This is a genomic window from Haloarcula halobia (assembly GCF_029338255.1).
GTDB lineage: Archaea > Halobacteriota > Halobacteria > Halobacteriales > Haloarculaceae > Haloarcula > Haloarcula halobia.
The window spans coordinates 1,702,961-1,726,819 of the sequence record NZ_CP119787.1 but is presented as its reverse complement, the minus strand read 5'-3'; the positions used below and the strand labels follow the sequence as shown (position 1 = coordinate 1,726,819).

30 protein-coding genes and 2 tRNA genes are annotated in these 23,859 nt (G+C 69.0%); 2 read left to right on the top strand and 30 right to left on the bottom strand.

All coding sequences use genetic code 11. The features are described 5' to 3' along the window. Position 1: 1 nt before the first annotated feature. From P1K88_RS09220 to P1K88_RS09100, 25 genes are all read right to left on the bottom strand, one after another. Complete coding sequence (locus P1K88_RS09220; protein WP_276409889.1) at positions 2-856, bottom strand: electron transfer flavoprotein subunit beta/FixA family protein; 855 nt, start codon at positions 854-856, stop codon at positions 2-4. Between the two features lie 204 nt (positions 857-1,060). Further along, a complete protein-coding gene (locus tag P1K88_RS09215) occupies positions 1,061-1,390 on the bottom strand; it encodes a 4Fe-4S dicluster domain-containing protein (protein WP_276409888.1) in 330 nt (109 codons plus the stop codon). Positions 1,391-1,434: 44 nt separating this feature from the next. Then, positions 1,435-2,316, bottom strand: a complete 882-nt coding sequence (locus tag P1K88_RS09210; protein WP_276409887.1) for an alpha/beta hydrolase — start codon at positions 2,314-2,316, stop codon at positions 1,435-1,437. A gap of 73 nt (positions 2,317-2,389) precedes the next feature. Further along, complete coding sequence (locus P1K88_RS09205) at positions 2,390-4,123, bottom strand: glutamate--tRNA ligase (RefSeq protein WP_276409886.1); 1,734 nt, start codon at positions 4,121-4,123, stop codon at positions 2,390-2,392. Between the two features lie 252 nt (positions 4,124-4,375). Continuing rightward, on the bottom strand, positions 4,376-5,416 hold the full coding sequence (idsA3, locus tag P1K88_RS09200; RefSeq protein WP_276409885.1) for a geranylfarnesyl diphosphate synthase: 1,041 nt from the start codon (positions 5,414-5,416) through the stop codon (positions 4,376-4,378). A gap of 4 nt (positions 5,417-5,420) precedes the next feature. Continuing rightward, on the bottom strand, positions 5,421-6,767 hold the full coding sequence (locus P1K88_RS09195) for a ribonuclease J (protein WP_276409884.1): 1,347 nt from the start codon (positions 6,765-6,767) through the stop codon (positions 5,421-5,423). Between the two features lie 263 nt (positions 6,768-7,030). Next, on the bottom strand, positions 7,031-8,227 hold the full coding sequence (locus P1K88_RS09190; protein WP_276409883.1) for a hypothetical protein: 1,197 nt from the start codon (positions 8,225-8,227) through the stop codon (positions 7,031-7,033). Positions 8,228-8,270: 43 nt separating this feature from the next. Continuing rightward, complete coding sequence (locus P1K88_RS09185) at positions 8,271-9,029, bottom strand: isopentenyl phosphate kinase (RefSeq protein ID WP_276409882.1); 759 nt, start codon at positions 9,027-9,029, stop codon at positions 8,271-8,273. Further along, positions 9,026-10,009: a mevalonate kinase gene (gene mvk / locus P1K88_RS09180; RefSeq protein WP_276409881.1), complete on the bottom strand. Its 984-nt coding sequence runs from the start codon at positions 10,007-10,009 to the stop codon at positions 9,026-9,028. Before mvk ends, P1K88_RS09185 begins: the two co-directional genes overlap by 4 nt. A 48-nt stretch (positions 10,010-10,057) precedes the next feature. Continuing rightward, positions 10,058-11,395 carry a cytochrome P450 gene (locus P1K88_RS09175; protein WP_276409880.1) on the bottom strand — a complete coding sequence of 446 codons (1,338 nt, stop codon included), beginning with the start codon at positions 11,393-11,395 and terminating at the stop codon, positions 10,058-10,060. A 59-nt stretch (positions 11,396-11,454) separates the two neighbouring features. Then, positions 11,455-11,835, bottom strand: a complete 381-nt coding sequence (locus tag P1K88_RS09170) for a DUF5518 domain-containing protein (RefSeq protein WP_276409879.1) — start codon at positions 11,833-11,835, stop codon at positions 11,455-11,457. A gap of 53 nt (positions 11,836-11,888) precedes the next feature. Next, positions 11,889-12,269: a DUF5518 domain-containing protein gene (locus tag P1K88_RS09165; protein ID WP_276409878.1), complete on the bottom strand. Its 381-nt coding sequence runs from the start codon at positions 12,267-12,269 to the stop codon at positions 11,889-11,891. A 100-nt stretch (positions 12,270-12,369) separates the two neighbouring features. Next, entirely contained in the window at positions 12,370-13,170 is an 801-nt protein-coding gene (gene rpsB / locus P1K88_RS09160; protein ID WP_276409877.1) for a 30S ribosomal protein S2, read from the bottom strand. Then, entirely contained in the window at positions 13,167-14,372 is a 1,206-nt protein-coding gene (gene eno / locus P1K88_RS09155; RefSeq protein ID WP_276409876.1) for a phosphopyruvate hydratase, read from the bottom strand. Before eno ends, rpsB begins: the two co-directional genes overlap by 4 nt. Then, a complete protein-coding gene (locus P1K88_RS09150) occupies positions 14,369-14,548 on the bottom strand; it encodes a DNA-directed RNA polymerase subunit K (RefSeq protein WP_220618565.1) in 180 nt (59 codons plus the stop codon). The genes eno and P1K88_RS09150 overlap by 4 nt, the downstream gene beginning before the upstream one ends. Continuing rightward, entirely contained in the window at positions 14,545-14,745 is a 201-nt protein-coding gene (locus P1K88_RS09145) for a DNA-directed RNA polymerase subunit N (protein WP_276277071.1), read from the bottom strand. The genes P1K88_RS09150 and P1K88_RS09145 overlap by 4 nt, the downstream gene beginning before the upstream one ends. A gap of 12 nt (positions 14,746-14,757) precedes the next feature. Further along, positions 14,758-15,156, bottom strand: coding sequence for a 30S ribosomal protein S9 (locus tag P1K88_RS09140; protein WP_276277070.1), 399 nt, complete (start codon positions 15,154-15,156; stop codon positions 14,758-14,760). Next, positions 15,150-15,587: a 50S ribosomal protein L13 gene (locus tag P1K88_RS09135; protein ID WP_276409875.1), complete on the bottom strand. Its 438-nt coding sequence runs from the start codon at positions 15,585-15,587 to the stop codon at positions 15,150-15,152. Before P1K88_RS09135 ends, P1K88_RS09140 begins: the two co-directional genes overlap by 7 nt. Next, the gene (locus tag P1K88_RS09130; RefSeq protein ID WP_276277068.1) at positions 15,584-15,934 is read right to left on the bottom strand and encodes a 50S ribosomal protein L18e; all 351 of its coding nucleotides are present in this window, start codon (positions 15,932-15,934) and stop codon (positions 15,584-15,586) included. The genes P1K88_RS09135 and P1K88_RS09130 overlap by 4 nt, the downstream gene beginning before the upstream one ends. A gap of 24 nt (positions 15,935-15,958) precedes the next feature. Continuing rightward, positions 15,959-16,043 (bottom strand) — tRNA-Leu (locus P1K88_RS09125). 103 nt (positions 16,044-16,146) lie between these two features. Continuing rightward, positions 16,147-16,926 carry a DNA-directed RNA polymerase subunit D gene (locus P1K88_RS09120; RefSeq protein ID WP_276409874.1) on the bottom strand — a complete coding sequence of 260 codons (780 nt, stop codon included), beginning with the start codon at positions 16,924-16,926 and terminating at the stop codon, positions 16,147-16,149. A 3-nt stretch (positions 16,927-16,929) separates the two neighbouring features. Then, the gene (locus P1K88_RS09115) at positions 16,930-17,319 is read right to left on the bottom strand and encodes a 30S ribosomal protein S11 (RefSeq protein WP_276277066.1); all 390 of its coding nucleotides are present in this window, start codon (positions 17,317-17,319) and stop codon (positions 16,930-16,932) included. After that, entirely contained in the window at positions 17,316-17,831 is a 516-nt protein-coding gene (locus P1K88_RS09110) for a 30S ribosomal protein S4 (RefSeq protein ID WP_276409873.1), read from the bottom strand. The genes P1K88_RS09115 and P1K88_RS09110 overlap by 4 nt, the downstream gene beginning before the upstream one ends. Then, positions 17,831-18,361, bottom strand: coding sequence for a 30S ribosomal protein S13 (locus tag P1K88_RS09105; protein ID WP_276409872.1), 531 nt, complete (start codon positions 18,359-18,361; stop codon positions 17,831-17,833). The genes P1K88_RS09110 and P1K88_RS09105 overlap by 1 nt, the downstream gene beginning before the upstream one ends. A 22-nt stretch (positions 18,362-18,383) precedes the next feature. After that, a tRNA-Ser gene (locus tag P1K88_RS09100) sits at positions 18,384-18,468 on the bottom strand. A gap of 214 nt (positions 18,469-18,682) precedes the next feature. Here P1K88_RS09100 and P1K88_RS09095 point away from each other — a divergent pair. Together P1K88_RS09095 and P1K88_RS09090 are read left to right on the top strand one after the other, a co-directional pair. Then, positions 18,683-18,997 (top strand): hypothetical protein, encoded by a 315-nt coding sequence (locus P1K88_RS09095; protein ID WP_276409871.1) that lies wholly within the window; start codon positions 18,683-18,685, stop codon positions 18,995-18,997. Between the two features lie 63 nt (positions 18,998-19,060). After that, on the top strand, positions 19,061-20,128 hold the full coding sequence (locus P1K88_RS09090; protein ID WP_276409870.1) for an Mrp/NBP35 family ATP-binding protein: 1,068 nt from the start codon (positions 19,061-19,063) through the stop codon (positions 20,126-20,128). Positions 20,129-20,161: 33 nt separating this feature from the next. Here P1K88_RS09090 and P1K88_RS09085 read toward each other — a convergent pair whose 3' ends face one another. From P1K88_RS09085 to cofD, 5 genes are all read right to left on the bottom strand, one after another. Next, positions 20,162-20,353: a 30S ribosomal protein S17e gene (locus P1K88_RS09085; RefSeq protein ID WP_276409869.1), complete on the bottom strand. Its 192-nt coding sequence runs from the start codon at positions 20,351-20,353 to the stop codon at positions 20,162-20,164. 212 nt (positions 20,354-20,565) lie between these two features. Then, the gene (locus P1K88_RS09080) at positions 20,566-21,168 is read right to left on the bottom strand and encodes a DUF447 domain-containing protein (protein WP_276409868.1); all 603 of its coding nucleotides are present in this window, start codon (positions 21,166-21,168) and stop codon (positions 20,566-20,568) included. Next, a complete protein-coding gene (locus tag P1K88_RS09075) occupies positions 21,165-22,001 on the bottom strand; it encodes a triphosphoribosyl-dephospho-CoA synthase (protein ID WP_276409867.1) in 837 nt (278 codons plus the stop codon). Before P1K88_RS09075 ends, P1K88_RS09080 begins: the two co-directional genes overlap by 4 nt. Further along, on the bottom strand, positions 22,001-22,747 hold the full coding sequence (locus tag P1K88_RS09070) for a tRNA-dihydrouridine synthase (protein WP_276409866.1): 747 nt from the start codon (positions 22,745-22,747) through the stop codon (positions 22,001-22,003). The genes P1K88_RS09075 and P1K88_RS09070 overlap by 1 nt, the downstream gene beginning before the upstream one ends. Beyond that, a complete protein-coding gene (gene cofD, locus P1K88_RS09065; protein ID WP_276409865.1) occupies positions 22,747-23,739 on the bottom strand; it encodes a 2-phospho-L-lactate transferase in 993 nt (330 codons plus the stop codon). The genes P1K88_RS09070 and cofD overlap by 1 nt, the downstream gene beginning before the upstream one ends. Positions 23,740-23,859: the final 120 nt, after the last annotated feature.

Below are 23,859 nucleotides of genomic sequence, written 5' to 3'. Positions count from 1 at the left end.
GTCAGTCACCTGCCGCGTAGGGGGTCAGTTCGTCGAGTACCGCTTCCATCGCCGCGTCGTCGTCGGCCTCGACGTGTGTCGCCTCCCGCTCGGAGGGTGCCTTCGGGATGGGGTCGACGCCGGCAACGATGGTCGGCGAGCCGTCCAGCCCGATGTAGTCCGGGTCGAGGTTGAGGTCCTCGTGGTCCCACACCGTCACCAGGTCCTCGTAGTTCTCGGCCCGCTCCTGTGTCTCCTCGCGGAGGTCCTTGTGCTTCAGGCGGTGTTCGGCCCGCCGGTAGGTCGGTTCGAACTCGGGGTCGGCGACGATGAAACACGGCATCGGCGCCTCGACGGTCTCTATCTCCGAGATGTCGCCGTCGACCAGGCGCTTTGCCCGCACCACCTGCTCGTCCTCGTCGATGTCCAGCGAGATGACGTGGGTGATGATCGGCCAGTCGAGACACCAGCAGGTCTGGGGGCCGGTGTGGCCGGTCTCTCCGTCCGCGGTCTTGAATCCCGCGAACACGAGGTCCGGCGGGTTCTCGAGCTTCTCGAGGCCGGTTGCGACGGTCATGGCCGTCGCCCAGGTGTCTGCGGCCCCCATCTCCCGGTCGGAGAGGAGATAGAGGTCGTCGGCGTAGACGTCCCGCATCCCCTCCTGGAGGACTTCCTGATACCCCGGTGGACCCATACTCATCAGGGAGACCGTCCCGCCGTTCCTGACCTTCGTCTGGAACGCCGCCCGGAGCGCGTGTTTGTCGTTCGGATTCATCACCGTCGGTGTCTTCCCGCGTTCGAGATGCCCGTCCTCGTCGAAGGAGACCTGTCCTTCACGGAAGTCGGGGACACCTTTCGTCAAGACTACAGTGTGCATAGTTCTCACGACCCTCGTGGCCGTATGTCACATTCGGGTCGGTAATAAACTTATGTTTACAAAACCCGATGACACGAGAGGGTTGCCGGTATCGAGGGCGACTGACGACTCTACGATGGGACACCAGTCGCTGGGCGGGCCAGATTGCGAACGCGTCCGGCGGACCGCGCCTCTACCACGCGGGACGGCGAGTGCGGTGCGCGATCAGATACGACCGGCCCGACCGGGGTCGACGTCGATGGCGTCGACCGGACAGACGTCTACACAGAGCATGCAGTCGATGCACTGGTCCTCGTGGGCGGGGTCGGCCTTGATCTCGCTCTCGGGGTGGTCCGGCGTGTCGACCCACTCGAAGACGTCGACGGGACAGTCCTCCAGGCAGGCGCCGTCGGCGATACAGATGTCGAAGTCAACGGCGACGTGTGTGCCGTGGATGCCGAGCGTCTCCGGTTCCTCGACGGGGCCCCACACGTTGTGTCCGTCGTGCTGTGCAACGGCCTCGCGGTTGTCCTCGAACTCTGGGTCTATCGCCATTGGTATCTGGGACCACTCGGCGTGGATACTTAAAGTTTCGACCGTCAGCGGGGAGTCGACCCGCCGTCCGGCGGCCCACTCACCCCGTGGCCGGTGTCAGTCGCGGGTCCGGCACCGGCGTGCTGGTCGAAGAAGGTCGCGGTTCGCTCGTAGACGTCGTCGTAGAACGCCCCGTTGAACGGGAACCCGTGGCCGCCTGGGACGACGTCGTGGTTCACCGAGGTCAGCGGCCCCAGCGCCTCGGCCATGAGCTCCGTCTGCTGTGGGGGAATCACCGCGTCGTCGCGCCCGTGCATCAGCAGCGTTGGGGGCATCGAGACGTCGGCCTGGGCCACCGGCGAGGCCAGCTCGTAGGCCTCCGGCACCTCGCCGGGCGTGCCACCGAGGTACTGGGCGTGCGTGTCTACGTCCGTCTCGGCATCGTCGAGTCGGGCGAAGGCCCGGAAGTCGTAGACCCCGGCGTAGCCGGCGACGGCCGAGAGCGCCGACGAGGTCCCGGGGTACAGGTCGGGTTCGAGGGCCGGGTCGTCGGGTGTCGCGGCCGCAAGGACCACGAGGTTCGCTCCGGCGGAGTGGCCGGCGGCGACGACGCGGGTCGGGTCACCACCGTAGGCCTCGCCTTCCGCCCGGCACCACTCCACGGCGGCCTTGACGTCCACCAGCGGGGCCGGGAACGTCCACTCCGGGGCGAGGCGGTACTGCGGTTCGACCACGAGGTAGCCGTCTTCGGCCAGGTCGATGGCGTGGCGCGCGAACTCGCCCTTGTCGCCGACGGCGAACCCGCCGCCGCGGACGAGGACCGCCATCGGTTTCGGACCGCTCGCCGCCGTCGCCTCGTAGAGGTCCAGGTGGAGCACCTCGCCGTCGACCTCCTGGAAGGGGAGGTCGCGCTGGACCGTGACCGTCGTGGCGTCGCTGTGAGTCACGTCGGTGAATCCGACCGTCCCCGTAAAAAAGGGTTCGGGCGCCGCCACAGCGAGGCGGCCGTCCTGCCCGCAGTCAGGGGTGTGCGAAGTACGCGACCGACTCGCCGTCGGGGTCGACGGCGTCGAGGCGGGCGAACCCGATGCGCTCGAACTGGAGCAGGTCGTCCGGGTCGTACTCGAGGACGCCCGGTTCGACCCGGCCCGTCACGTCGCCGTCCATCGTCCGCAAGCGGAGGTCGGGGCCGTCGGCCGGAGCCCAGTGGACCACGTCGACGCCCTCCTCGCGAACCGCGCTGATGTCGTCGCCGGCGTACTCGAAGGTGTCGCGGGTGTGGCGGACACAGCCGTAGCCCTTCAGCCAGACGCGCTCGCCGTGGGGTGGCAGGTCGTCGCCCTCGATGGCGACGCCGTTCGCGACGGAGATGTCGCGCTCGCCGCGGTCCTCGTGGTCCGGATGGACCGGCGGGTGGCCCTCGTCGGGACCGCCGACGACCATCCGCTCGACGAGGCCGCCGTGGTCGTCGTCCTCGCGGACGAAGAACGCGCGGTCGGTCTCGTCGTCGATCATGTCGCGGTTGTTGGCGTACACCGAGGACATCGCGAGGTCGACGTTCGACGTGGAGGTGCCGAGTCCGACCATCGCCTCGACCAGCGCCTGGCCGCGGATGCCCCGGCGTTCGAGGCTGGCGACCGTCGGCGCGCGCGGATCGTCCCAGCCGTCGAGTTCGCCGTCGGCGACGAGTTCGGAGATCGTCGAGGTCGACAGCGAGACGTCGTACTCGTCGACCTGGACGTGCCCCCAGTGGACGACCTCGGGGTACTCCCAGTCGAAGTAGTCGTAGACGAACCGCTGGCGCTTCGCGGAGTCCTGCAGGTCGATGCCGCGGATGATGTGGGTGACCCCAAGCAGGTGGTCGTCCAGCCCGCTCTGGAAGTCCAGCATCGGCCAGCAGCGGTACTCGGCGGCTTCCTCGCGGGGGTGGGGCGTGTCGATCATCCGGAACGCGACGAAGTCACGCAGCGCGGGGTTCTTGTGGGTGATGTCGGTCCGGACCCGCAGGACCATCTCGCCGCTGTCGTACTCGCCGTCGACCATCGCGTCGAACTCCTCGCGGACGGTCGCTGCGTCCTTCTCGCGGTGCGGGCAGGCCTCGCCGCTGTTCTTCAGGTCCGAGAACTCGCCCTGTGGACACGAGCAGGTGTAGGCTCCCCCGGCGTCGATGAGGTCCCGGGCGTACTCGTAGTACGTCTCGACCCGGTCGCTCGCCCGGACCACGTCGTCGGGTTCGAAGCCCAGGTAGTCGATGGCGTGGAGGATCTGGTCGTAGGCCTCGAGGTCGGGCCGCTTGGTCTCGGGGTCGGTGTCGTCGAACCGGCAGACGAACTCGCCGTCGTAGCGCTCCTTGTAGGTGCCCACGACGGCGGCCATCCGCGCGTGGCCGATGTGCCACGGGCCGTTGGGGTTCGGCGCGACGCGCATCCGGACCGTCTCGACGTCCTCTGCGCCCGGCAAGTCGGGCAGCGGGTGGTCCTCGCCCTCGTCCTCGGCCTCCAGTTCCGCGAGTTTCTCCGGGGCGAGTTCCGCCAATCGGGCGCGTCGCTCGGCGGCGTCCATCTCGTTGACCCGGTCGACGACCGGCGCGATGACACCCGGAATCTCGTCGCCGTACTCACGGAAGTCGGGGTTCTGGCCCATGAGCGGGCCCATGATGGCCCCGACCTGTGCCTCGCTGTCGTGTTTGACCGCGTTGAGGAGGGCGTTGGTCTCGGCGGCCTCCTCGATGCGCTGCCGTAGGGCGTCGTCCATACACGCACCTGACACCGCCCCGGTCAAAACGGCGTCGGGTCTCGACCGGGTCGCCGCCGACACGGCCAGCGTCTCCTCGCCGCGGCGGCGAATCGGAGGCCCGTGGGCGCCGCGACGGTCGTCTTCCCGACGCCGCCTTTCCCGCCTTAGAGGACGAGTCGTGTCACGGCGTCCTGTTCGGCCGAGAGATATGTCGGTCCACGCCAGCGCGGCCGCTAGCGGTCACCGAAGACGCCGAGAAAGGACAGGAACTCAGTACTCGCGTTCGACGAGGTAGTCCGCGATGCCGGAAAGCAGGTCGCGGGCCTCGTTGTCCGGAAGGACCTCGAGGTTCTCCTTGCCGCTCTGGACCAGCTCCTGGGCCCGGTTGCGGGCGTACTCGATGGATCCGGCCTCGCGGAGGCGTTCGACCGCGGCGTCGATCTCGGCCTCCGAGACCTCATCGACCGAGTCCGAATCGACCAGGTTCTCCACGTCGACGCCCTGCTGGCGTGCGTGGAGTGTCACGAGCGTCTGCTTGTTCTCGACCAGGTCCGACCCGCGCTGCTTGCCAAGCTTCTCCGATGGCGTCGTCAGGTCGAGCAGGTCGTCCTGAATCTGGAACGCCCGGCCGACGTCGAGGCCGTGGTTGTACAGTGCCTCGACGGTCTCCTCGTCGGCGCCGAGCAGCGTCGCCGGGACGGACGTCGACGCGCCGTAGAGCACCGCCGTCTTGAGCTCGACCATCTCGAGGTACTCGTCGGGCGTCACGGCCGAGCGGTCCTCGAACTCGATGTCGAGCGACTGCCCCTCGCAGATGCGGGTGCAGGTCGTCGCCAGTCGCCGGTTGGCAGCGACGGTCCGGTCGTCCGCGGCCCCGGTCGACAGCAGGAACTCGAACGCCTTGGAGTAGAGCGTGTCGCCGGCCAGGATGGCCGTCGAGAGGTCGTACTCCTTGTGGACGGCCGGGACCCCGCGGCGGAGGTCGTCGTCGTCCATGATGTCGTCGTGGATGAGCGTGAACGTCTGGATGACCTCGATGGCCAGTGCGGCCGCCATCACGTCGGCGCGGCCGCCGTCCAACGTCGGGAACTCACGGTAGTCCGCCGACAGCGGGTCGACGTCGAGCAGCGACTCCGCGACCAGCAGGAGGACCGTCGGACGGAGTCGCTTGCCGCCAGCGTCCAGCAGGTACCGGGTCGCCTCGTAGAGGTGCTCCGGTTTCTGGACCGGCAGGTCCTCGGGGAGGGCCGCGTTGACCCGCTCGCGCCGGGCGAGGATGGCGTCTTCGACCTGCTGATGGCGTTCGGACATTGCGTTAGTCCGTGAGCTGGATCATGTTCCCGTTGCGGGTGATGTGCAGGTCACGGCCCACCTTGTAGCCCTGGTTCTCCGCTAAGTCCACGTAGGGCGCGAACCCTTCGAGGCTCTGGTGGGCGGGGATGACGTGCTGGGGCTGGAGGGCGTCGAGCATCTCGTAGTGCCCTTCCTGCCGGAGGTGGCCCGAGACGTGGATGTCGTCGTAGATACGGGCGCCCTGCATGCCCAGCAGCTTCTCGGACTGGTAGCGCTGGCCCTCGTTCGTCGGCTCCGGGATGACCCGGGCCGAGAACAGCACTTTGTCGCCGTCGTCCAGTTCGTAGGGGGTCTCGCCGCGGCCCATGCGGGTGAGCATCGCCCGTGGCTCGCCCTGGTGTCCGGTGACGATGGGCAGGAAGTTCTCCTTGCCCTCGTTCATGATCCGCTTGAACGTGCGGTCGACGGACTTGCGGTGGCCGTACATCCCGAGGTCTTCCGGGAAGTCGACGAAGTCCAGCCGCTCTGCGGTGCCGGAGTACTTCTCCATCGAGCGGCCCAGCAAGACCGGCTGGCGGCCGATGTCGTCGGCGAACTCCACGAGGCTCTTCACGCGGGCGATGTGCGAGGAGAACGTCGTGGCGACGATGCCGCCGTCGTAGTCCTGGATGCTCTCCATCACGTCCCGCAGGTGTCGGCGAGCGACGGCCTCGGAGGGCGTCCGCCCCTTCTTGCCCGCGTTCGTACAGTCCTCGATGTAACAGAGGACGCCGTTGCCCTCGCGGCCGATCTCGCGGAACCGCTCCATGTCGATGGGGTCGCCGATGACCGGCGTGTGGTCCATCCGCTTGTCCAGGCCGTAGACGACCGCGCCCTCCGGCGTGTGGAGGACGGGGTTGATGGCGTCGATGATGGAGTGGGTCACGTTGACGAACTCGAGTTCGTTCTTGTCGCCGATGTCCATCCGCTCGCCGGCCTCCATCTTCACGAGGTCGTTCTGGACGCCGAACTTCTCCTCGCCCTTGATCTGCTGTTTGACCAGCTCGATGGTAAAGGGCGTCGCCACGATGGGCGCGTCGTACCGGTGGGCCAGCTTCGAGATGGCGCCGATGTGGTCGAGGTGACCGTGCGTCGGCACGATGGCCTTCACGTCGCCCTCGAGGTCGGACATGACGCGGTCGTCCGGGATGGCACCCATGTCGATGAGGTCCAGCGAGTGCATCCGCTCGGTCTCGACGTTGTCGTGAATCAGTACCTTCGAGAGGTTGAGGCCCATGTCGAAGATGACGACGTCGTCACCTGCACGGACAGCCGTCATCTGTCGGCCAACAGCCTCGTAACCGCCGATTGTCGCAATTTCGACTTCCATAGTTGTAGGTCCGAGTAGAGCCGGTCGCGGAGAGCGGTCGGGGGAGGCAGCGACGGTAGCAGCTGTGCAACGGCGTCTCGGTTCCGCGTCGTCGCCAAGGCCGACCGGGTACGCCCGTAGCCCTGGCGACGCAGTGGAAGGACTCTCGTCCTGACGACGACACCCGCCGTCTGCCGGCCGCCGAACCGCGTTCGCGAACGGCCGTGCGCTCGGTTATCCGAGCATACAACGTCGGTTCTTAAAACGGTGTGGGTTCGGCCGCGCTACTCGTCGTCGAGGGCATCCGAGAGAGGGTCCTCCTCGCTCGCCGGCTGGAAGCCGCTCACGCCCTCGTCGGCGAGCGTCTGGTCGTCGTCGGACTGGTCCTCGAGGGCTCCGGCCTCAGCGTCGTCGTCCGCCGCATCGGCGTCCCCGTCGGAACTCCCGTCCCCGAACAGATCCTCGGCTGTCCGGGGCCTCGAGACCGACTCGGCGTGGTCGTCGGCGCCGGACCCGTCGTCCGCATCCCGGTCCGAGGCGGCCGCCGGGTCGTCCCGGGCCGACGTCGGCTCGTCGGCGCCCGCCGCCTCGAACTCGGCGGGGTCCGGCGGCGTCCACTCCTCGGGTTCGTCGGTCCCCGGAGTCGCGTCCACGGGCGTGTCTGACTCACTCCCGGACGCCTCGGGTGACACAGAGCCGTCGGTGTCGCCGTCAGCGTCGACAGACTCGGTCGACACTTTCGGCTGGAAGTCGTCCGCCTTCAGGTCCGCCACCGACTGGTCGGCCGCCGACGAGTCGTCGCCGGCGGGACCGGCAGCACCCTCGTCGGCGTCGTGCGCCTCGTCCGACGCCGCTTCGGCCGCCGGTGGCTGAGCGGGACCATCGTCGGTCGCCCCAGGGGCGGGTGTGTCGTCTCCGGGCGCTGCCTGCGAGTCGGGAGACGACTGGTCCGTACTGACCGGGTCGGCGGTGGGGGCCGAACTCGACGGGTCCGCGTGGGTGTGGGAACTCGACGGGTCGGTCGCGTGGTCGGGCGACGAGTCCGGACCCGAGTCGGCTGGCTCGGCCGCGGTCTCCCCGGCCGTGGCCTCGCTGTCGCTGCGGGCCGCTGCGCCCGCTGCGGCAGCACTCGCAGCCGTCTCGGCCGCGTCCGCCGACGACTCGTCGGCGGCCGGCGTGTCTTCGGCGGCCGGTCCGTCCCGGACAGCGGCGGCCGCCGTCCCGACCATGACGGCGTCTGCGATGAGCTTGTGTCCGAGGCCGACGAGGCCAGACAGGGCGACCAGGGCGCCCAGCGCGATGAGCACGACGCCCGCTATCGCGCGACTCCCGCCACCGCCGGAGAGCGAGGCGAGCTGCCCGGTGCCGACGAGAGCGACGCCGGCACCGGCCAGGAGCGCACTCGCGAGCAGTACGACCAGGAGGGCGCCCAGAAACCGAGTACCGTAGCGGTAGAGGTCAGCGAGGCCAACAGCGGTCATGGGTCCACAATCGATAACGCCGCTGAAATAGGTTACGCCGACCTTACTCCGCGCCGGCGCCTGGGTGCCCGCCCTCGATGGTCGTCCCCGGCGACTCGCCATCGAGGAAGGCCCCAAGCGAGTCGGGGCCGAAGACCTGTGCCGGCGCGTCAAGTGTGAGGAGTGCCCTGACCTTCGCAGCCATCCCACCCGAGACGTCCGTCGCGTCGCTCCCGCCGAGAGCGGCCGCCACGTCCTCGAAGGCCGCGATGTGCTCGACGACGTCGCCCGCCTCGTCCAGGACCCCGGGGACCGTCGAACAGACCCCGACGCGGTCAGCGTCGACCGCCGGCGCCAGTTCGACGACCAGTTCGTCGCCGCTGAGCACCGTCGCACCTCGCCCCGCGTGGGCCACGAGATCGCCGTGGAGGACGGGGACGAAGCCCTCTGCGAGCAGCGTCCGGACCTGGGCGGTCGGCAACGTCAGGTCGCCCGCGGCGTCGCGAGCGCCGGCGGAGAACGGGTGAACGGGGACCGCCGGGACGTCTCGCTCGGCGAGTGCGCTCACGACGGCGTCGTTGAGGCGCCTCATCGCGCCGTGAATGGCTCGGACGCCCTCTGGGTCGCGGGTCCCCTCGGTCGTGCTGACGCCGTACTCGGCGGCGTGGTGGTGGCCGAAGCTCCCGCCGCCGTGGACGAGGACTATGTCGTGGTCGGCGGCCGCGACGGCATCGGCGGCGTGCGCGAGCGCCCCGTCGTCGACGGTCTCGGGGCGGTCCTTCTCGGTCACCACGCTCCCGCCCAGCTTCAGGACGACGGTCATTCCTTGCAGATTCCGTCGGTCGCCAGCTCGGCGCGGAACGCCCGGGCACAGCCGGGGGTGTAGCGCAGCGCCGTCAGCGTCTCGTCGGTCTCGTCGAGGGCGACGATACACCCGCCGCCGCCGGCGCCCGTCAGCTTCGCGCCCAGCGCGTCGGCGTCGCGGGCGGCCCACACCATCGCGTCCAGCGAGCGCGAGGAGACCCCCAGCGCCGAGAGCAGGCCGTGGTTGAAGTCCATCAGCTCGCCCAGCGTCTCGTAGTCGCTCGTCCCGAGGACGGACTCTCCCTCGCGGACCACGTCGCCGATGGCCGCGACCGTGTCGGCCGCGAAGTCGTACTCCTCGCGCAGCTCGCGGACGCCCGCGACGAGTTTCCCGGTGTCACCGGCGCCGCCGTCGTAGCCGATGACAAAGGGGAGCGCGTCGACGCCCTCGATGCGCCGGCAGTCGTCGCCCTCGACCCGGACGGCGCCGCCCATCGCCGAGCAGAAGGTGTCGGCCCGGGAGGCCTGACCGTCCTGGACCTCGTACTCGACCTGGTAGGCGCGCTCGGCGATCTCCTCGGGGGCGAGTTCGACGCCCAGTTCCCGCGTGGCGGCGTCGATGGCGGCGACGACGACGGCCGCCGAGGAGCCAAGTCCCGCACCCAGCGGGATGTCGCTCTCGACGACGATCTCGAACCCGGCGTCGGGCCGGTCGGCCGCGTCCCGGGCCTGCTCGACGGCCGCCTGGATGTAGCCGATGCCGGCCTCGACCAGCGAGTCCGAGACGTCGATGTCCGGTCGGTCCCCCTCCGCGCCGGTGTACTCGACGGTGTACCCGTCGAGTGTGAGGTCCTCGGCGTGGATGCGCAACCCCTCTGCTCGCTCGGTGGCCGTCACGCGGGCCCGGCGCTCGATGGCACAGGGGACCGCCGGCTCACCGTAGACGACTGCGTGCTCCCCGAACAGGTACACCTTCCCGGGAGCGCTCGACGTGACCATACCCGCCCGTGAACGCCCTGCGTGTTAGGTGTTTTCGGACCGGCGACGTCAGCGTTCCACCACACGCATCTGCATCTCCTGGCGTGGGTGGGCCGTCAGCGAGGGCAGCAGTTCCAGCGGCGTCTCACCGAGGAACTCCAGGCGGAAGCGCTGCGCCGTGGCCGCGACGATGAGCTGTGCCTCGAGCATCGCCAGGTGCTTGCCGATGCAGTGACGCGGGCCGCCGCCGAACGGGAAGTACGCGAACCGTGGGCGCTGCTTGGCTCGCTCCGGCCGCCAGCGCTCGGGGTCGAACGTCTCCGGGTCGTCGTAGAACCGCGCCGAGCGGTGGACGCCCCACTGGGGGAGCATCAGCGTCGTACCAGCTTCGGCGGGGTAGCCCGACAGCGTCACGTCCTCCGTGGGTTCCCGGAAGATGGTGTAGACGGGCGGGTACAGGCGCATCGCCTCCTGGATGACCCACTCTAAGTACTCGAGGTCGCGGACGTGTTCCATCCCCGGTTCGGCGTCGCCGACCACCGCGTCGAGTTCCTCGTGGACCCGCCGTTCCGCCTCGGGGTGTTCCGAGAGCAGGAACCAGGTGTAGGTCAGCGTCAGCGCCGTCGTGTCGTGGCCGGCCAGCAGCATCGTCATCATCTCGTCGCGCAGCTGCTCGGGGGACTCGACGCCGTCGTCGCGAGCGCGGATGAGAATCGAGAGGAAGTCCATCGGGCCGTCCGCGTCGGTACCGACGGTCTCCTCACGGACGGCGATGACGTCGTCCAGAACCGAGTCCAGCGTCGCGACGGCCGAATCGAAGGCCGCGTCGTCGGGCATGGGCATCCACCGCGGGGCGGCAAAGCGGATGGGGTCCGGTTCGAAGCGCTGGCCCAGCGGCACGAGCTGCTCCTCGATGGTCCGGACCCGCTCCTCGGAGAGCTCGACGCCCATCATCAGATCGAGGATGACGTCGAGCGTCGTCCGTGTCATCTCCCGCTCGACGTCGACGACGTCGCCCGGGTCCCACCCTTCCAGCCGGTCCGTCGCGTGGCCGGTGATGCGGTCGGCCATCCCCGAGAGCCGTGACATCGAGAACGCCGGGTTCGCCAGCTGGCGTTGCCGTTCCCACGTCTCGCCCTCGCTCAACAGCAGCCCCTCGCCCAGCAGGTCCCCCAGCGCGTCGCCCCGGAAGTCCGGCTTGCGGAACCGGTCGGCCTCCGAGACGAGGATGCGCTCGATGGCCGTCGGGTCGCAGATCATGTAGGTGTCCATCGGCCCCATGTCGAAGCGGGTCACGTCCCCGTAGGCCCGCTCCAGGGCCGAGATGAACCGGAACGGGTCGCGCGCGTACGTCCGACTGCTCCCGAACAGGGGTTCGCCCTTCGGGCCGGGCGGCAGAGTTGTCATCGAGGGAGAAGTAGGACCGGATACGTTTGAATCATGTGCCAACTCGTTTGGCCCCACCCTCACAGCCAGCGCGCCGGGTCGAGGTCCCAGTCGGTGTGGGTCGCGGCCCACGCGCCGCCCAGCCCGCCAAGAGCGCTCAGGCCGACGGTGTACGTCAGGAAGAACGCGGCGACCAGCGCGAGGAAGAGCTCGTAGCCCGGCGCCCCGGGCGGGATGCCGAGCCCGAGCTGCCCGGCGAGGAACAGCGCCGGGACAAACAGCACGAGGAGGGGCACCATCGCGACGATGCCCGCCAGCGTCCCGAGTGCCAGGCCCGTCCCGTACCCGCCACCGTGCCGGGTGGCCGCGACGGCCCCGCCCAGCGCCGTCGAGAACGGGACGACCGACAGCGCCAGCGTCACCAGGGCCCCCCACCCGGCGTCGACGAGCGGCTCTCGCATCTCTGGACGCACTCTCGTCGGCAGGAGCAAAATAGTTGCTCCCGAAGCCGGACTCAGCTGCCGAGGCTGGTGTCGTTCTTGACGTAGTTGCCCAGCCACCCGCCCAGCGCGCTCAGCCCGACGATGTAGACGGCCCCGAACAGGCCACCGACGACGAACACGAGGAGGCCGAACGCACCGAACCCGCGGGGCGCGCCGGCGAAGCCGAGGAACACGACGAATACCACGAAAAAGAGGACGAACAGGATTGCCGCGAACACGAGGCCGATGAGCCCGGAGACGAGGCCCACTCTGAGTCCGTCGTTTCGCTCGCCGCCCTCGAGGTAGCCGGCGAGTGCGCCACCGAAGACCGGTGCGAAGGGGACGAATCCACTGAGGAGGGCTGTCGCGACGGCCCCGATGGCCGCGTTGAGGAGGGAATCGCCTTCTGCCATGGACTGGCGTTCTCGTGGGGGGCATCTATGTCTTTTGCTCGGGCTGACAGGTGTCGCCACTGGACAGGCACACCGGAGGACGAATCGTGAGAATCGGGCGTCAGATCTCGGACTCGAAGTCGTCGAGTCCGTACGACGGCTCGGCACCGCGGCGGTCGAGCGTCTCGTTGGCCAGCAGCCAGTAGACGACCGACAGCGCCTTGCGCCCCTTGTTGTTCGTCGGGACGACCAGGTCGACGTTCGACGTGGTGTTGTTGGAGTCACACATCGCGATGACCGGGATGCCCACCGTGATGGCCTCCTTGACGGCCTGGGAGTCACCGATCGGGTCGGTGACGACCACGACGTCGGGTTCGATGTAGCCGTCGTAGTCCGGGTTCGTCAGCGTGCCGGGGATGAACCGGCCCGTTCGAGCACGAGCACCGACGGCGTCGGCGAACTTCTCGGCCGGGAACCGGCCGTACTGGCGCGACGAAGCCACGAGGATCTGCTCGGGCTCGTAGTTGGCCAGGAAGTCCGCGGCCGTGCGGATGCGCTCGTCGGTCATCGAGACGTCCAGCACGTAGAGCCCGTCGGTCCGGACGCGGTGGATGAACCGCTCCATGTCCTTGGTCTTCTGCTGGGTCCCGATGTGGACACCGGCGCCAAGGTAGTCCTCGACGGGGATGAGGAGGTCCGCTTCCTCCTGCTCGCCGGGCATGACGTCCTCGTCGAGCTGTGGGCCCGCGTCGGCGTCGTCCTCGGTTGTTTCTTCGGCCTCGGCCGAGGGACTGTCCTCGGCGTCGGCGACCTGTTCGTCGGCCGTCTCGGGGTCGGCGTCGGCGTCCGCTGCCTCGTCCTCGCTGGACGGGTCGTAGTCGGAGTCCGCCGCGTCGAGCCCTTCTTTTTCGTTGCCGCTCATACTGCGTTGTCTTCGATACGGATGAGTTCGTTCAGTTTGGCTGTGCGTTCGCCGCCGACCGCGCCCGTCTTGATGAACGGGGCCGCGGTCGCGACGGCGAGGTGTGCGATGGTCGTGTCCTCGGTCTCGCCGCTGCGGTGGGAGACGACCGACTCGTAGCCGTCCTCGGTCGCCAGCTCGATAGCGTCGACCGCGTCGGTCAACGTCCCGATCTGGTTGGGCTTGATGAGGATGGAGTTGCCAGCACCGACGCCGATGCCGCGCTGGAGGCGCTCGACGTTCGTCACGAAGAGGTCGTCGCCACAGACGAGCGTCTGGTCGCCCACCTCGTCCGTGAGGTCGGCGAAAGCCTCGTAGTCGTTCTCGTCGAGGGGGTCCTCGACGTAGACGAGGTCGTACTCCCGGACCTTCTGGGCGATGTACTCGATCTGCTCCCCGGTGGAGCGGACCTGGTCGTCGTAGACGTAGCCGCCCTCCTCGTCGTCGTACAGCTCCGCGCCGGCGACGTCGAGGCCGAAGGAGATGGCGAAGCCGAACTCGTCGGCCACCGTCTCGACGGCTTCGTCCATGATCTCGAACGCTTCGTCGTCCGAGATCGAGGGTGCCCAGGCGCCCTCGTCGCCCTTGCCCGAAGGCAGGTCGCGTTCCATCAGGATGTCGTGGACCTCCTGGTGGACCGCGGCGTTGGCGAAGACGGCCTCCTCGACGCTCGGCGCGCCGACGGGGGCCGCGAGGAACTCCTGGATGTTGGTGGCGTCCGCGGCGTGTTCGCCGCCGCCGATGATGTTCCCCAGCGGCGTCGGGAACTCGTTGCCACGGAAGGTGCCACCGAGGTGCTGGAACAGGGGGGCGCCCAGCACGTCGGCACCGGCCTTCGCGGCCGCCATGGAGATGGCGACGGCGCTGTTGGCGCCGATGCCCGAGAAGTCGTCCGTGCCGTCGGCGGCGTGCAGGGCCGCGTCGACGTCGCGCTGGTTCCCGGCGTGGACCTCCCCGACGAGTCGCGGGACGGCCTCTTCGCGGGCCTTCGCGATGGACTCGTTGGCCGGGAGTTCGATGGCCTCGTACTCGCCGGTGCTTGCGCCGCTCGGTGCCTTGCCGCGCCCGAAGCCACCACTCTCGGTGATGACGTCGGCCTCGACGGTCGCGTTGCCACGCGAGTCGAGGATGCGGCGGAGTCGGACGTCCGTGATGCGTGTCACTTGTGGTCACCTCGTCTGACCGTGAACGGGAGCACGCCAGCGTCGTACTCTTCGGCAGCGATGAGTATCGGCTGCGTGTGCTCCGTCTCGATGAGCACGGGTGCACCGTGGGCCAGCTGCAGCGCTCGTGCGCCGAGTTTGCGGGCCTTCTCGTATCGGCTTTCCTGTGCGTTCATTGGTAGGGTGCGACGATGTCGACGAGGTCCTTGTGCGAGACGAGCATCCGGCGACAGCAGTGCCGCTCGACGCCGAGCTCGTCGAGGACCATCTCGGGATCCTCGGGCTCTTCGGCCTCTCGCGTGCGCGCCTTGAACTCCTCCCAGTGCTCGGCGACGACGTTACCACAGGTGAAACACCGAACCGGTACCATCATACCTGCATCACCTCAGCGGTACGATTTCTGGTAGCGGGCCCGTGCGCCGGGGCCGCCCCACTTCTTGGGTTCGGACTGTCGAACGTCGTTGACCAGCAGCGAACGGTCGAACTCCATGTACGCGTCGCGGAGTTCGGCGTCGTTGGTGAACTCGACGAGGCCGCGAGCGATGGCGGTCCGGGCCGCGTCGGCCTGCCCCATCACGCCGCCGCCCTCGACGGTCACCTCGACGTCGATCTCGTCGCGCAGGTCGTCCTCGGCGATGCGGAACGGCTCCAGCATCTTCAGCTGGGCCAGCTCCGGTTCGACCAGTTCGACCGGCTGGGAGTCGATACGCACACGCCCCTCGCCCTCGCGGATGGTCGCGCGGGCGACGGCCGTCTTCTTCTTGCCTGACGTGTTCGTTACCATGTCTTGTTCGCTCCGAGCGTCTCGCTGATCTCTGCCAGCGTGACGAACTTGATGTTCGACAGTCGGTCCAGCGACGTCCCCTCCAGTACGTCCCCGTCCTCGTCGTACGGGTTGCCGACGTAGACGCGGACGTTCTCGAAGGCCTCGCGACCGCGGGCCTTCTTGTGGGGAAGCATGCCGCGGATCGAGCGCTTGAGGATGCCGTCCGGTCGCTTCGGGTAGAAGTACGCGTTGTCGTCGCCGACGTCGACGCGCTTCTTGTACTTCGCTTTGATCTGGTTCTCGCTGCCGGTGACGACGGCCCGCTCCGCGTTGACGACGGCCACCGTCTGGCCGTCGAGTGCCGTCTCTGCCACCTGCGAGGCGACGCGACCCATGATACAGTCGCGGGCGTCGACGACGACGTCCGCGTCGAACTCTGCGACGCTCATCGGATCACCCGGACGTGTGAGCCCTCGGGGTTGTTTTCGATTGCCTGTTCCAGTGATACAGCCTCTCCGACCTGGTCGATCTTCTTCTCGGCGGTTCCGGAGAAGTCGACGGCGGCGACGGTGACGTCCTTCTGCAGGACGCCGGAGCCAAGCACCTTGCCCGGCACCACGACGGTCTCGTCTTCCTGTGCGTACCGCTCGATGCGGCCCAGGTTGACTTCCGCGTGTGTGCGCCGGGGCTTCTCTAGGCGCTCGGCGACGTCGCCCCAGACGGCGCCGCCCGACGACCGGGCGGCCGACTTCAGGTCGGCGATGAGACTACTGAGTCTCGGATTCGTCTTGCTCATAGCGTTCCTCCTTTGTAGGAAAAGTGCAGGGAGCAGGATTTGAACCTGCGGACCCCTACGGGACAGCGCCCTGAACGCTGCGCCGTTGGCCAGACTTGGCTATCCCTGCGTGCATTACTGCGTTTTTCGTGCCCCGTAAAACCCCTTTCGGTCCTCGCGCTCGGGGGGCGGGCGGTCATCGGCGGCGTGGGTGTGTTACGGGGCATCTGTACTTATAGCTGGATCGCGTCTTTCAGTTCCGTCGCGCGGTCACGCAGCGTCTCGACCGCGCGCAGGACCAGTTCGTCGGTGGTGAACGATCCGTCGGTCTCGACGTGGAACACGAAGGCGTTCTCGACGTCCTCCACCTCGAGGTCTTTGCCCGGATAGCGGTTCCGGAGGTCGTTGTCGAACTCGGCGGTCCGGACGAGATCGCCGTTCGTGGCGTCGACGGCCGCGTGTTCGGCGGCCTGCTCCTCGATGACGCCCCGAAGGATGTTCGGGTCGTCGTCCTCGAACTCGCCCTTGTCGCCGACGACGGACACGCGCTGCAGGTGGCGGTAGCCCACGGCCACGCCGCCCTGGTGCTTCGCGTGTTCCCGACCGGTGTCGAGGACGGCTTCGGCCTCGACTTCGAGGCGCTGGCCCTCCTTCAGGTCGATGATCGGGATGTTGTCGTCGGCGGGTTCGACCATCGCGTCACTGGAGACGAGGTCGCTGGAGTAGGCCGTGTTGGGCCCCTCGACAGACAGCGACAGCGTCACCTCGTCACCGATCTCGAAGTCGTCGAGGTCGGTGGTCAGCGGGACCAGCCCCAGTCGGAGGCCGATCTGCTCGTTGAACATCACGCTGGTGTTCTCGATGACGCGGACGGTGTCGATGCTGAAGGTCGGCACGTCGGCGATCATCGCCCGGCGGATGCCGTTGGCGAACGCCGGCGTGATGCCGCGTACGAGCACGAGGCTCTCGCGCTCACCGCGTTCGACGAACTCGACCTCGTAGTCCTGTGTCATTGGTTAGAACCCGGAGTTCTTTGGTGCGCGGGTGCCGTCGTGGGGCGTCGGCGTGACGTCCTCGATGCGGCCGATCTCGAGGCCGGCACGGGCCAGCGCTCGGATGGTCGCCTGCGCACCCGGTCCGGGGGAGGTCTGCTGGTTCCCGCCGGGGCCCCGGACGCGGACGTGGACGCCCTCGATGCCGCGGTCGAGCGCCTTCTCGGCGACGACCTCGGCCATCTGCATGGCCGCGTAGGGCGATGCCTCGTCGCGGTTCTGCTTGACGACCGTCCCGCCGGAGCTCTTCGCGAGCGTCTCCGCGCCGGTCTGGTCGGTGATGGTGATGATGGTGTTGTTGAACGATGCGTGGACGTGGGCGATGCCCCAGATGTCGTCTGTCTCGTCGCTCATTCTTGGGCCTCCGCTCGGGCGGGGTGGAGTTCGTCCGACAGCGAGCTGTTCTCGTCGAAGCCGATGGTGTCCTCGACGGCGACCTCGACTTTCATCGACGGGCGCGTGACACGCTGGCCGTCCAGCACGATGTGCCCGTGGACGATGAACTGACGGGCCTGCTCGGGCGTGTTGCCGTAGCCCTTGCGGTAGGCGACCGTCTGGAGTCGGCGCTCGAGGACGTCGGTGACGTCCAGCGACAGGACGTCGTCCAGCGCGTCCGTCTCGCTGAGGATGCCGTAGCGCTGGAGGCGGGCGAGGAACTCCTCGGCCTCTGTCTCGTTTTCGCCGGCGCGACCCAGCAGCTTCCGGGCCTCACGGCGGTAGCCGCGCAGTTCGGACTGTGCGCGCCACAGCTCCTCCTTGTTCTTCAGGCCGTAGCGCCCGCTGAGGTTCTTCTCGTCGGCAATGCGCTCGCCCTGGAACGGGTGGTTGGGCGTCTCGTAGAACTTGGTATTGGACCCGAGCGCCATTATTCGTCATCCTCCGCGGCGGCTTCCTCGGCCTGCTCTTCCTTGATGGCCTCGACGTTGACACCGATGGTGCCCTCCGTTCGGCCGGTAGACTTGGTTCGCTGCCCGCGGACCTTCTGGCCGCGCTTGTGGCGGACGCCGCGGTAGGAGTCGATCATCTTCATGCGGTTGATGTCCTGCCGACGGGTGAGCTGCAGGTCGTTGCCCGTCTCGTGGGTGGTCTCACCGGAGAAGTAGCCCTTCTGGTGGTTGGTCATCCACTCGGGGACCTCGTCGGCGTAGTTCTCGACGGCCTCGACCACGTCGTCGATGACGTCGTCGTCGAGTTTACCGAAGACCGCCCGCCGGTCGACGCCCGCCGTCTGGGCGATGACGCGAGCGGCGCGGTGGCCGATGCCGTTCAGTTCTGTCAGCGCTCGCTCGACGGACTTGGTCCCGTCGAGGTCGGTCTGTCCGATGCGGACGAAGTAGCGGATGTCCTCCTCTTCGGCATCCGCGTCCTCGTCCGGGGTGGGGTCTTCTGCACTCATATGTGGGTAATCGTTGGGTGAGCGTCGTGGCTGGGATTCGAACCCAGGAGGCTGTACGCCACAGAGTTAGCAACCCTGCGCCTTGGGCCAGGCTTGGCTACCACGACACGCGCTGTCTGGAAACTCGCGCCCGCGTCGCACGGACTCGGGGGCGCTCCCCCTACACGAGTGTACCTGTCCATATTCCGGGGTTGTATTTAAACGCAACGAAGCAAGCGCCACACGTGACAGGGCCACAGACACCCTGTAGCGCACTCACACGGGGACAGGTGTCCGACGGGCCCAGAACCGACTTGCCGCTCCAGTGACAACGTGTCCGGTATGGACGAACGTACACGCACAGACGGCGGGACCGTCGTCGATCCGGCGGACCGCGTGGCCGTCCGGCGCCAGCTGGAGCGCTTCGCCGGGGAATCGGCCGTCGAGGCGACCGGCGAGGGTCACCTCCAGGCGACCTTCGGCGGGCGCACGCGGGTCACCGTGACCGCCGACGGCAGCGTCGAAGCGGAGATGCCGCTGCACGCCTTCCGCGGCCCCGCCGACCGACTCGAGTTCGACCACGAGGACGGCGAACTCCGGGTGACCCACGCGCTGGGGCCCAACGGGACAACCACGTACGTGTTCCGCCGCCCCTGACGGCGCCAGTCACCGCTCCGGGTGTCACAATCCTTATCGCTCCTCCGTGGCCTACCCGCATGCATGAACGAAGACGACGTCCGGGAGCGACTCCGTACCGTGGACGACCCGGACCTCGGCGACGACCTGGTCACCCTGGGACTGGTAAACAGCATCGACGTCACCGACGACGAGGTCCGGGTCGACCTCGCACTGGGGGCGCCCTATTCCCCGACGGAGACTGCCATCGCCAGCGAGGTCCGCGAGGCGCTGTCGGACCTCGACCGGACGGTCGACCTCTCGGCGAGCGTCGACCGGGGCGTCCCGGAGGAGGGCGACCCGCTCCCGACGGTCAAGAACATCATCGCCGTCGCCTCCGGGAAAGGCGGCGTCGGGAAGTCCACCGTCGCCGTGAATCTCGCGGCCGGCCTCTCGCAGCTGGGCGCGCGCGTGGGCCTCTTCGACGCCGACGTCTACGGGCCGAACGTCCCGCGGATGCTCGGCGCCGACGAGTCCCCGCAGGCAACCGAGGACGAGGAGATCCTCCCCGTCGAGAAGCACGGCCTCCGCCTGATGAGCATGGACTTCCTCGTCGGGAAAGACGACCCGGTCATCTTCCGGGGGCCGATGGTCGACAACGTGCTCACCCAGCTGTGGAACGACGTCCGCTGGGGCCACTTAGATTACATGATCGTCGACCTGCCCCCGGGTACCGGCGACACGCAGCTGACGATGCTCCAGCGCGTGCCCGTCTCGGGGGCGGTCATCGTCACGACGCCACAGGAGGTGGCGCTGGACGACGCCCGCAAGGGACTGCGCATGTTCGGCCGCCACGAGACGCCGGTGCTCGGCATCGTCGAGAACATGTCGACGTTCGTCTGTCCGGACTGTGGGGGCGACCACGACATCTTCGGGAGCGGCGGCGGCCGCGAGTTCGCCGCGGAGACCGACATGCCCTTCCTCGGGGAGGTGCCCCTGGACCCGTCCGTGCGCGAGGGCGGCGACGGCGGCCGGCCCATCGTCCTCGACGAGGACAGCGAGACCGGCGGCGCCTTCCGGGACATCGCCGGTCGCGTCGCCAACATGCAGGGCATCGTCCACCGGCGAAACCAGTCCGAGGCGGCCCAGGCCGCGGCCGAGACGGAGCAGTGACTACCGGGGCGCGAGTAGCGGAGAAGAGACGGGTTACGCTTCGACGGCGGCGTTCTGCTTGCTGGTGACGTAGCCTGCGATGCGGTTGCGGACGCCCTTGGACTCGATGTTGGTCAGCTCCTCGACGACGTCCTTGTTGTGCTCGAAGTCGGCGCCGAAGGCGTCCGGGTATCGTTCCATCAGCAGTCGCCCTGTCTTCTTGACGTAGGCGGGTTTGATTGCCATGCGCGTTCCTTGCTTGGTGGCACTCAAAAAGGGTTCGAAACGTCTTCCGACGCCAGTTCTCGGTCTGGAACCAGTTACGGTTCCTCGCCCGCACGGGCGAAGATTCAAGACTGAAACCGGGGCAAGCACGGGCCATGTCCTGACCTCCCGAGGCGGCGTGTTCCGCGGTCGCGCGACACAGCACGTCGCCTGCCGGTCGTGTCGCCTGTTCACTACCACTCCGCGTCCACGAGGGTCTCGAGTCGCTCGAATGCGGTCCGTTCGCGCTCGCTCCCGGCCGTCTCCACCACGGACTCCAAGTAGCGCAACCGGTCCAGCAGCGCCTCGCGGTCGTAGGCAGCGACGTCGAGTCGCGACGCCGCCACCGTCGCCTCGACGACGGCCGCGTGCCCGCGGTTGGTCGTCGGGACGACGCGACGGCACACTGCGGACTCGACGGGCCGGAGCGCCCACGTCACCCACTGGGTGCCCGCGTCGGTCCCGTCCTCGCGCTCGCTGACCGTCACTCTGGCCCACGCGTCCGCGCTGTCGAGCACCGGCTCAGTCTCCTCGCGCACGGAGAGAGCGGCCTCCACGAAGTCGACCGGGTCACGGGTGAACTGCACGTAGCCCTCGCCGCGCTCCGAGAAGTTCCGCCAGGTCCGGGTCCGGCCCCACGTCGTCGCCGTCGCTACGCCGTCGTCGGCGGGTTCGTGTACGCCGAGCGCCGCGGCGTTCCAGCGGTCGTTCGGTCCCAGAGTCGTCACGACGGTCTCGGTGACGCCGGCCAGGGCGGCCGGCCACGGCGCCGCGTCGTCGGGCACGTCGTCGCTCACACGACCAGCCCCCGTTCGAGCGCGACGAACAGCGCCCCGGCGATCAGATCGGCCGTCGTCCCCGGGTTGACGTCGCGCGCGACCAACGCATCGGCCAGGTCCGTCGCGTCCTCCTCGCCGTCGAGGACCGCCTGCGCGCGTCGCTGGACCTCCTCGGCCGTCGCCCGGTCCTGGCGCTTGACCACGAACGTGTCGGGTTCGTCGGCCAGCAGTTCCAGGAACGCGCGAGCGGCGCGGTCCGGGACCGGCCCGTCACCGTCGAGAACCGACGCGGCCGCGTCGAACACACGCTCGAACTCCCCGACCCACTCGGCAGCGACACCGTCGACCGGGGCGCTGCGCTCCATCACGTCGAACAGCGTGAGGTCGCGCGCTTCGAGCGCGGGAACCGCGTCGCTCCCGCGCCGGACGTCGAGCGGTTCCAGCCCCTCGGGCGGGTCCTCGACCGCGACGTCGACGTGCTCGAACGCCCGGTAGAAGTCCGCGGCGTCGGCCACCGTCGTCGCCCGGACCACGGCGTCGGCACCCGCCGGCGAGAGTGCGTCGTCGCTCGCGGCGGCGACCAGCGGCGCCAGCAGCAACAGCGCGCCGAACTGCGTGTTGCCGGCCGACTGCTGGGCCATCCCGGCGACGGCCCGTTCGAAGGCGTGCCCGACCCGCTCGCCGTCCGCCGCGCGTTCGAGCCCCGGCCGTGCGCCCACGGCGCCGGCCATGAAGTGCTCGAACCGGAGGTCGTCGTACTCGCGCTCGCGGTCGACGTTGCCCGGCTTGGGCGTCCCGGTGACCTCGAGCAGGAGCGCCAGCTCGGCGTTCTGGGCGACGTCCCGAGCCATCACCGGGTGACCTCCCGGCCGACCCACTCCTCGGCCTCGGCCCTGACCGCCCGGAGGACCCCCACGTCGTCGCTTGCCCGGCCGACGCTGACCGCGTCGGCCCCGTACTCGAAGTACTCCCGGGCAGAGGGTCGGCCGCGCACGCCGTTGTTGGCGACGACGAACAGCGAGGCGGCGTCGGCCACGTCGGCCACGACCGGTTCCGCGTCCATCGCGTCGACGTGGATGGCGGCGCCACCCGCGTCGTCGACGGCCGCGGCCACGGCCGGGAGGTCGACGCCGTCGACTTCGGCCCGGACCTTCACCGAGACGGCAGCCCCCGTGTCGCTGGCCGCACGAACGTGGTCGGCCAGTCGGTCTGGCCGTCGCAACAGTGCCTCGCCGGCGCCGGCGGCACACATCTCGTCCTGTCGGCAGTGGGCGTTCACTTCGAGCATCGCGTCGTGGTCGGCACAGACCTGCGCGGCGCGCTCGGTCGCCGCCAGCGACGTGGTCCGAACGTTGAACGCGGGACGGATCGGGACGTCGACCAGCGCCCCGAGCTGGGCGTCCACGAAGGCGACGGGGTCCGTCGGGAGGAACTCCGAGCGGTCCCTGTCGACGAGCCGACGGGCGGCCGCGCGCGTCGGCTCGTCCAGCGAGACACCGCCGAGGAACGCACACCCGACGTGTGCGGCCCCGTCGCGGGCCCAGTCGGCGTCGGCCTCGCCGCTGAGACTCGCCAGCGCGAGGCGGGGGCGGAACATCAGGCCACCTCCCCGAGCGCCGTCTCGACGGCTCGGGCCACCCGTGCGGCGTCGGCGTCGGTGTCCAGCGTCGTGTCGGTCCGGACGACGGGCCGGCCGAGGTCCGTCCCGTCTGCCTCGTCAAGGACGAACGCGTCGGCGAAGGGATACGCCTCGGCGACGCCCGCCGTGCTCGGTTCCAGGCCGGTCCCGGCCATCAGCGTGGCGGCCGGCCCGGAGAACACCTCGTCCTCGACGAACGGCGAGACGGCTACGACCGGCGTGTCGGCGAGCGCGCGCTCGATGCCGTCGACGGCGACCATCGGCCCGATGGAGGTGACCGGGTTCGACGGACCGACGACGACGGGTGCCTCGAGTGCAGTCCGGACCGCGTCGGTCGGCGTGGCCGTCGCCGCACCCCTGAACTCGACGTCGCGAACCGCCGGGTCGCCGTCGCGGCCGACCCACCACTCCTGGAAGTGCATCGGGCCGTCGTCGGTGTGGACGATGGTCGCGACGGGGTCGTCGCTCATCGGCAGGAGCGTCCGCTCGAGGCCGAAGGCGTCGGCGAGCCGGCTGGTGGCCTCGGTCAGCGAGTGGCCCGAATCGAGCAGGGAGGTACGGGTCACGTGGACCGCGCGGTCGCGGTCGCCGATGTGCATGAACTCGGCGACGCCGGAGAACCGGCGCCACGCGGCGACGTCGCGACCGTCGGTCTGTCGCTCGTCCGGCAGATACTGTGGCCCCCCGGCCAGGCCCGCGGCGTCGGCGAGTCGGTGAAGCTCGTCGTGTGTCTCGGCCGTGTCGTCGGCGATGCCCCACCACGTCTCCCGGTCGAGGACGCCGCCCTCCAGGAAGAGGACCGTGTCCAGGTCCGGACAGACCAGGTGGCCGCCGAGCTCGACGTCGTCGCCGGTGTTGGCGACGACTGTCGTCTCGGCTGGCGGGAACACGTCGTCGGCGCCGGCGAGGAGTTTCGGCGTGCCCGTCCCGCCGGCGAGGAACGTCACCATACGCCGACGTGGGGGAACCGATTGTATAAACGTGGCCCTGTCCGGGAGTCGAGGGTGGACCCGACGCGACACTGGAGAATCAGTCCTGAGAACTGAGCGAACAGATTCAAGTCGGTCGAC

Bases quoted from the DNA above. Each gene is read 5' to 3' on its own strand.
- P1K88_RS09145 (WP_276277071.1), bottom strand. From the start codon at position 14,745: ATGATGGTACCGGTTCGGTGTTTCACCTGTGGTAACGTCGTCGCCGAG.
- P1K88_RS09105 (WP_276409872.1), bottom strand. From the start codon at position 18,361: ATGAGTGCAGAAGACCCCACCCCGGACGAGGACGCGGATGCCGAAGAG.
- P1K88_RS09175 (WP_276409880.1), bottom strand. From the start codon at position 11,395: ATGACAACTCTGCCGCCCGGCCCGAAGGGCGAACCCCTGTTCGGGAGC.
- P1K88_RS09170 (WP_276409879.1), bottom strand. From the start codon at position 11,835: ATGCGAGAGCCGCTCGTCGACGCCGGGTGGGGGGCCCTGGTGACGCTG.
- P1K88_RS09135 (WP_276409875.1), bottom strand. From the start codon at position 15,587: ATGAGCGTCGCAGAGTTCGACGCGGACGTCGTCGTCGACGCCCGCGAC.
- idsA3 (WP_276409885.1), bottom strand. From the start codon at position 5,416: ATGTCCGAACGCCATCAGCAGGTCGAAGACGCCATCCTCGCCCGGCGC.
- P1K88_RS09215 (WP_276409888.1), bottom strand. From the start codon at position 1,390: ATGGCGATAGACCCAGAGTTCGAGGACAACCGCGAGGCCGTTGCACAG.
- P1K88_RS09090 (WP_276409870.1), top strand. From the start codon at position 19,061: ATGAACGAAGACGACGTCCGGGAGCGACTCCGTACCGTGGACGACCCG.
- rpsB (WP_276409877.1), bottom strand. From the start codon at position 13,170: ATGAGCGGCAACGAAAAAGAAGGGCTCGACGCGGCGGACTCCGACTAC.
- P1K88_RS09110 (WP_276409873.1), bottom strand. From the start codon at position 17,831: ATGGCGCTCGGGTCCAATACCAAGTTCTACGAGACGCCCAACCACCCG.
- P1K88_RS09130 (WP_276277068.1), bottom strand. From the start codon at position 15,934: ATGAGCAAGACGAATCCGAGACTCAGTAGTCTCATCGCCGACCTGAAG.
- P1K88_RS09150 (WP_220618565.1), bottom strand. From the start codon at position 14,548: ATGAACGCACAGGAAAGCCGATACGAGAAGGCCCGCAAACTCGGCGCA.
- P1K88_RS09095 (WP_276409871.1), top strand. From the start codon at position 18,683: ATGGACGAACGTACACGCACAGACGGCGGGACCGTCGTCGATCCGGCG.
- P1K88_RS09115 (WP_276277066.1), bottom strand. From the start codon at position 17,319: ATGAGCGACGAGACAGACGACATCTGGGGCATCGCCCACGTCCACGCA.
- P1K88_RS09220 (WP_276409889.1), bottom strand. From the start codon at position 856: ATGCACACTGTAGTCTTGACGAAAGGTGTCCCCGACTTCCGTGAAGGA.
- P1K88_RS09205 (WP_276409886.1), bottom strand. From the start codon at position 4,123: ATGGACGACGCCCTACGGCAGCGCATCGAGGAGGCCGCCGAGACCAAC.
- P1K88_RS09070 (WP_276409866.1), bottom strand. From the start codon at position 22,747: ATGTTCCGCCCCCGCCTCGCGCTGGCGAGTCTCAGCGGCGAGGCCGAC.
- P1K88_RS09085 (WP_276409869.1), bottom strand. From the start codon at position 20,353: ATGGCAATCAAACCCGCCTACGTCAAGAAGACAGGGCGACTGCTGATG.
- P1K88_RS09140 (WP_276277070.1), bottom strand. From the start codon at position 15,156: ATGGTAACGAACACGTCAGGCAAGAAGAAGACGGCCGTCGCCCGCGCG.
- P1K88_RS09185 (WP_276409882.1), bottom strand. From the start codon at position 9,029: ATGACCGTCGTCCTGAAGCTGGGCGGGAGCGTGGTGACCGAGAAGGAC.
- P1K88_RS09195 (WP_276409884.1), bottom strand. From the start codon at position 6,767: ATGGAAGTCGAAATTGCGACAATCGGCGGTTACGAGGCTGTTGGCCGA.
- P1K88_RS09120 (WP_276409874.1), bottom strand. From the start codon at position 16,926: ATGACACAGGACTACGAGGTCGAGTTCGTCGAACGCGGTGAGCGCGAG.
- P1K88_RS09165 (WP_276409878.1), bottom strand. From the start codon at position 12,269: ATGGCAGAAGGCGATTCCCTCCTCAACGCGGCCATCGGGGCCGTCGCG.
- P1K88_RS09075 (WP_276409867.1), bottom strand. From the start codon at position 22,001: ATGGCTCGGGACGTCGCCCAGAACGCCGAGCTGGCGCTCCTGCTCGAG.
- P1K88_RS09190 (WP_276409883.1), bottom strand. From the start codon at position 8,227: ATGACCGCTGTTGGCCTCGCTGACCTCTACCGCTACGGTACTCGGTTT.
- mvk (WP_276409881.1), bottom strand. From the start codon at position 10,009: ATGGTCACGTCGAGCGCTCCCGGGAAGGTGTACCTGTTCGGGGAGCAC.
- cofD (WP_276409865.1), bottom strand. From the start codon at position 23,739: ATGGTGACGTTCCTCGCCGGCGGGACGGGCACGCCGAAACTCCTCGCC.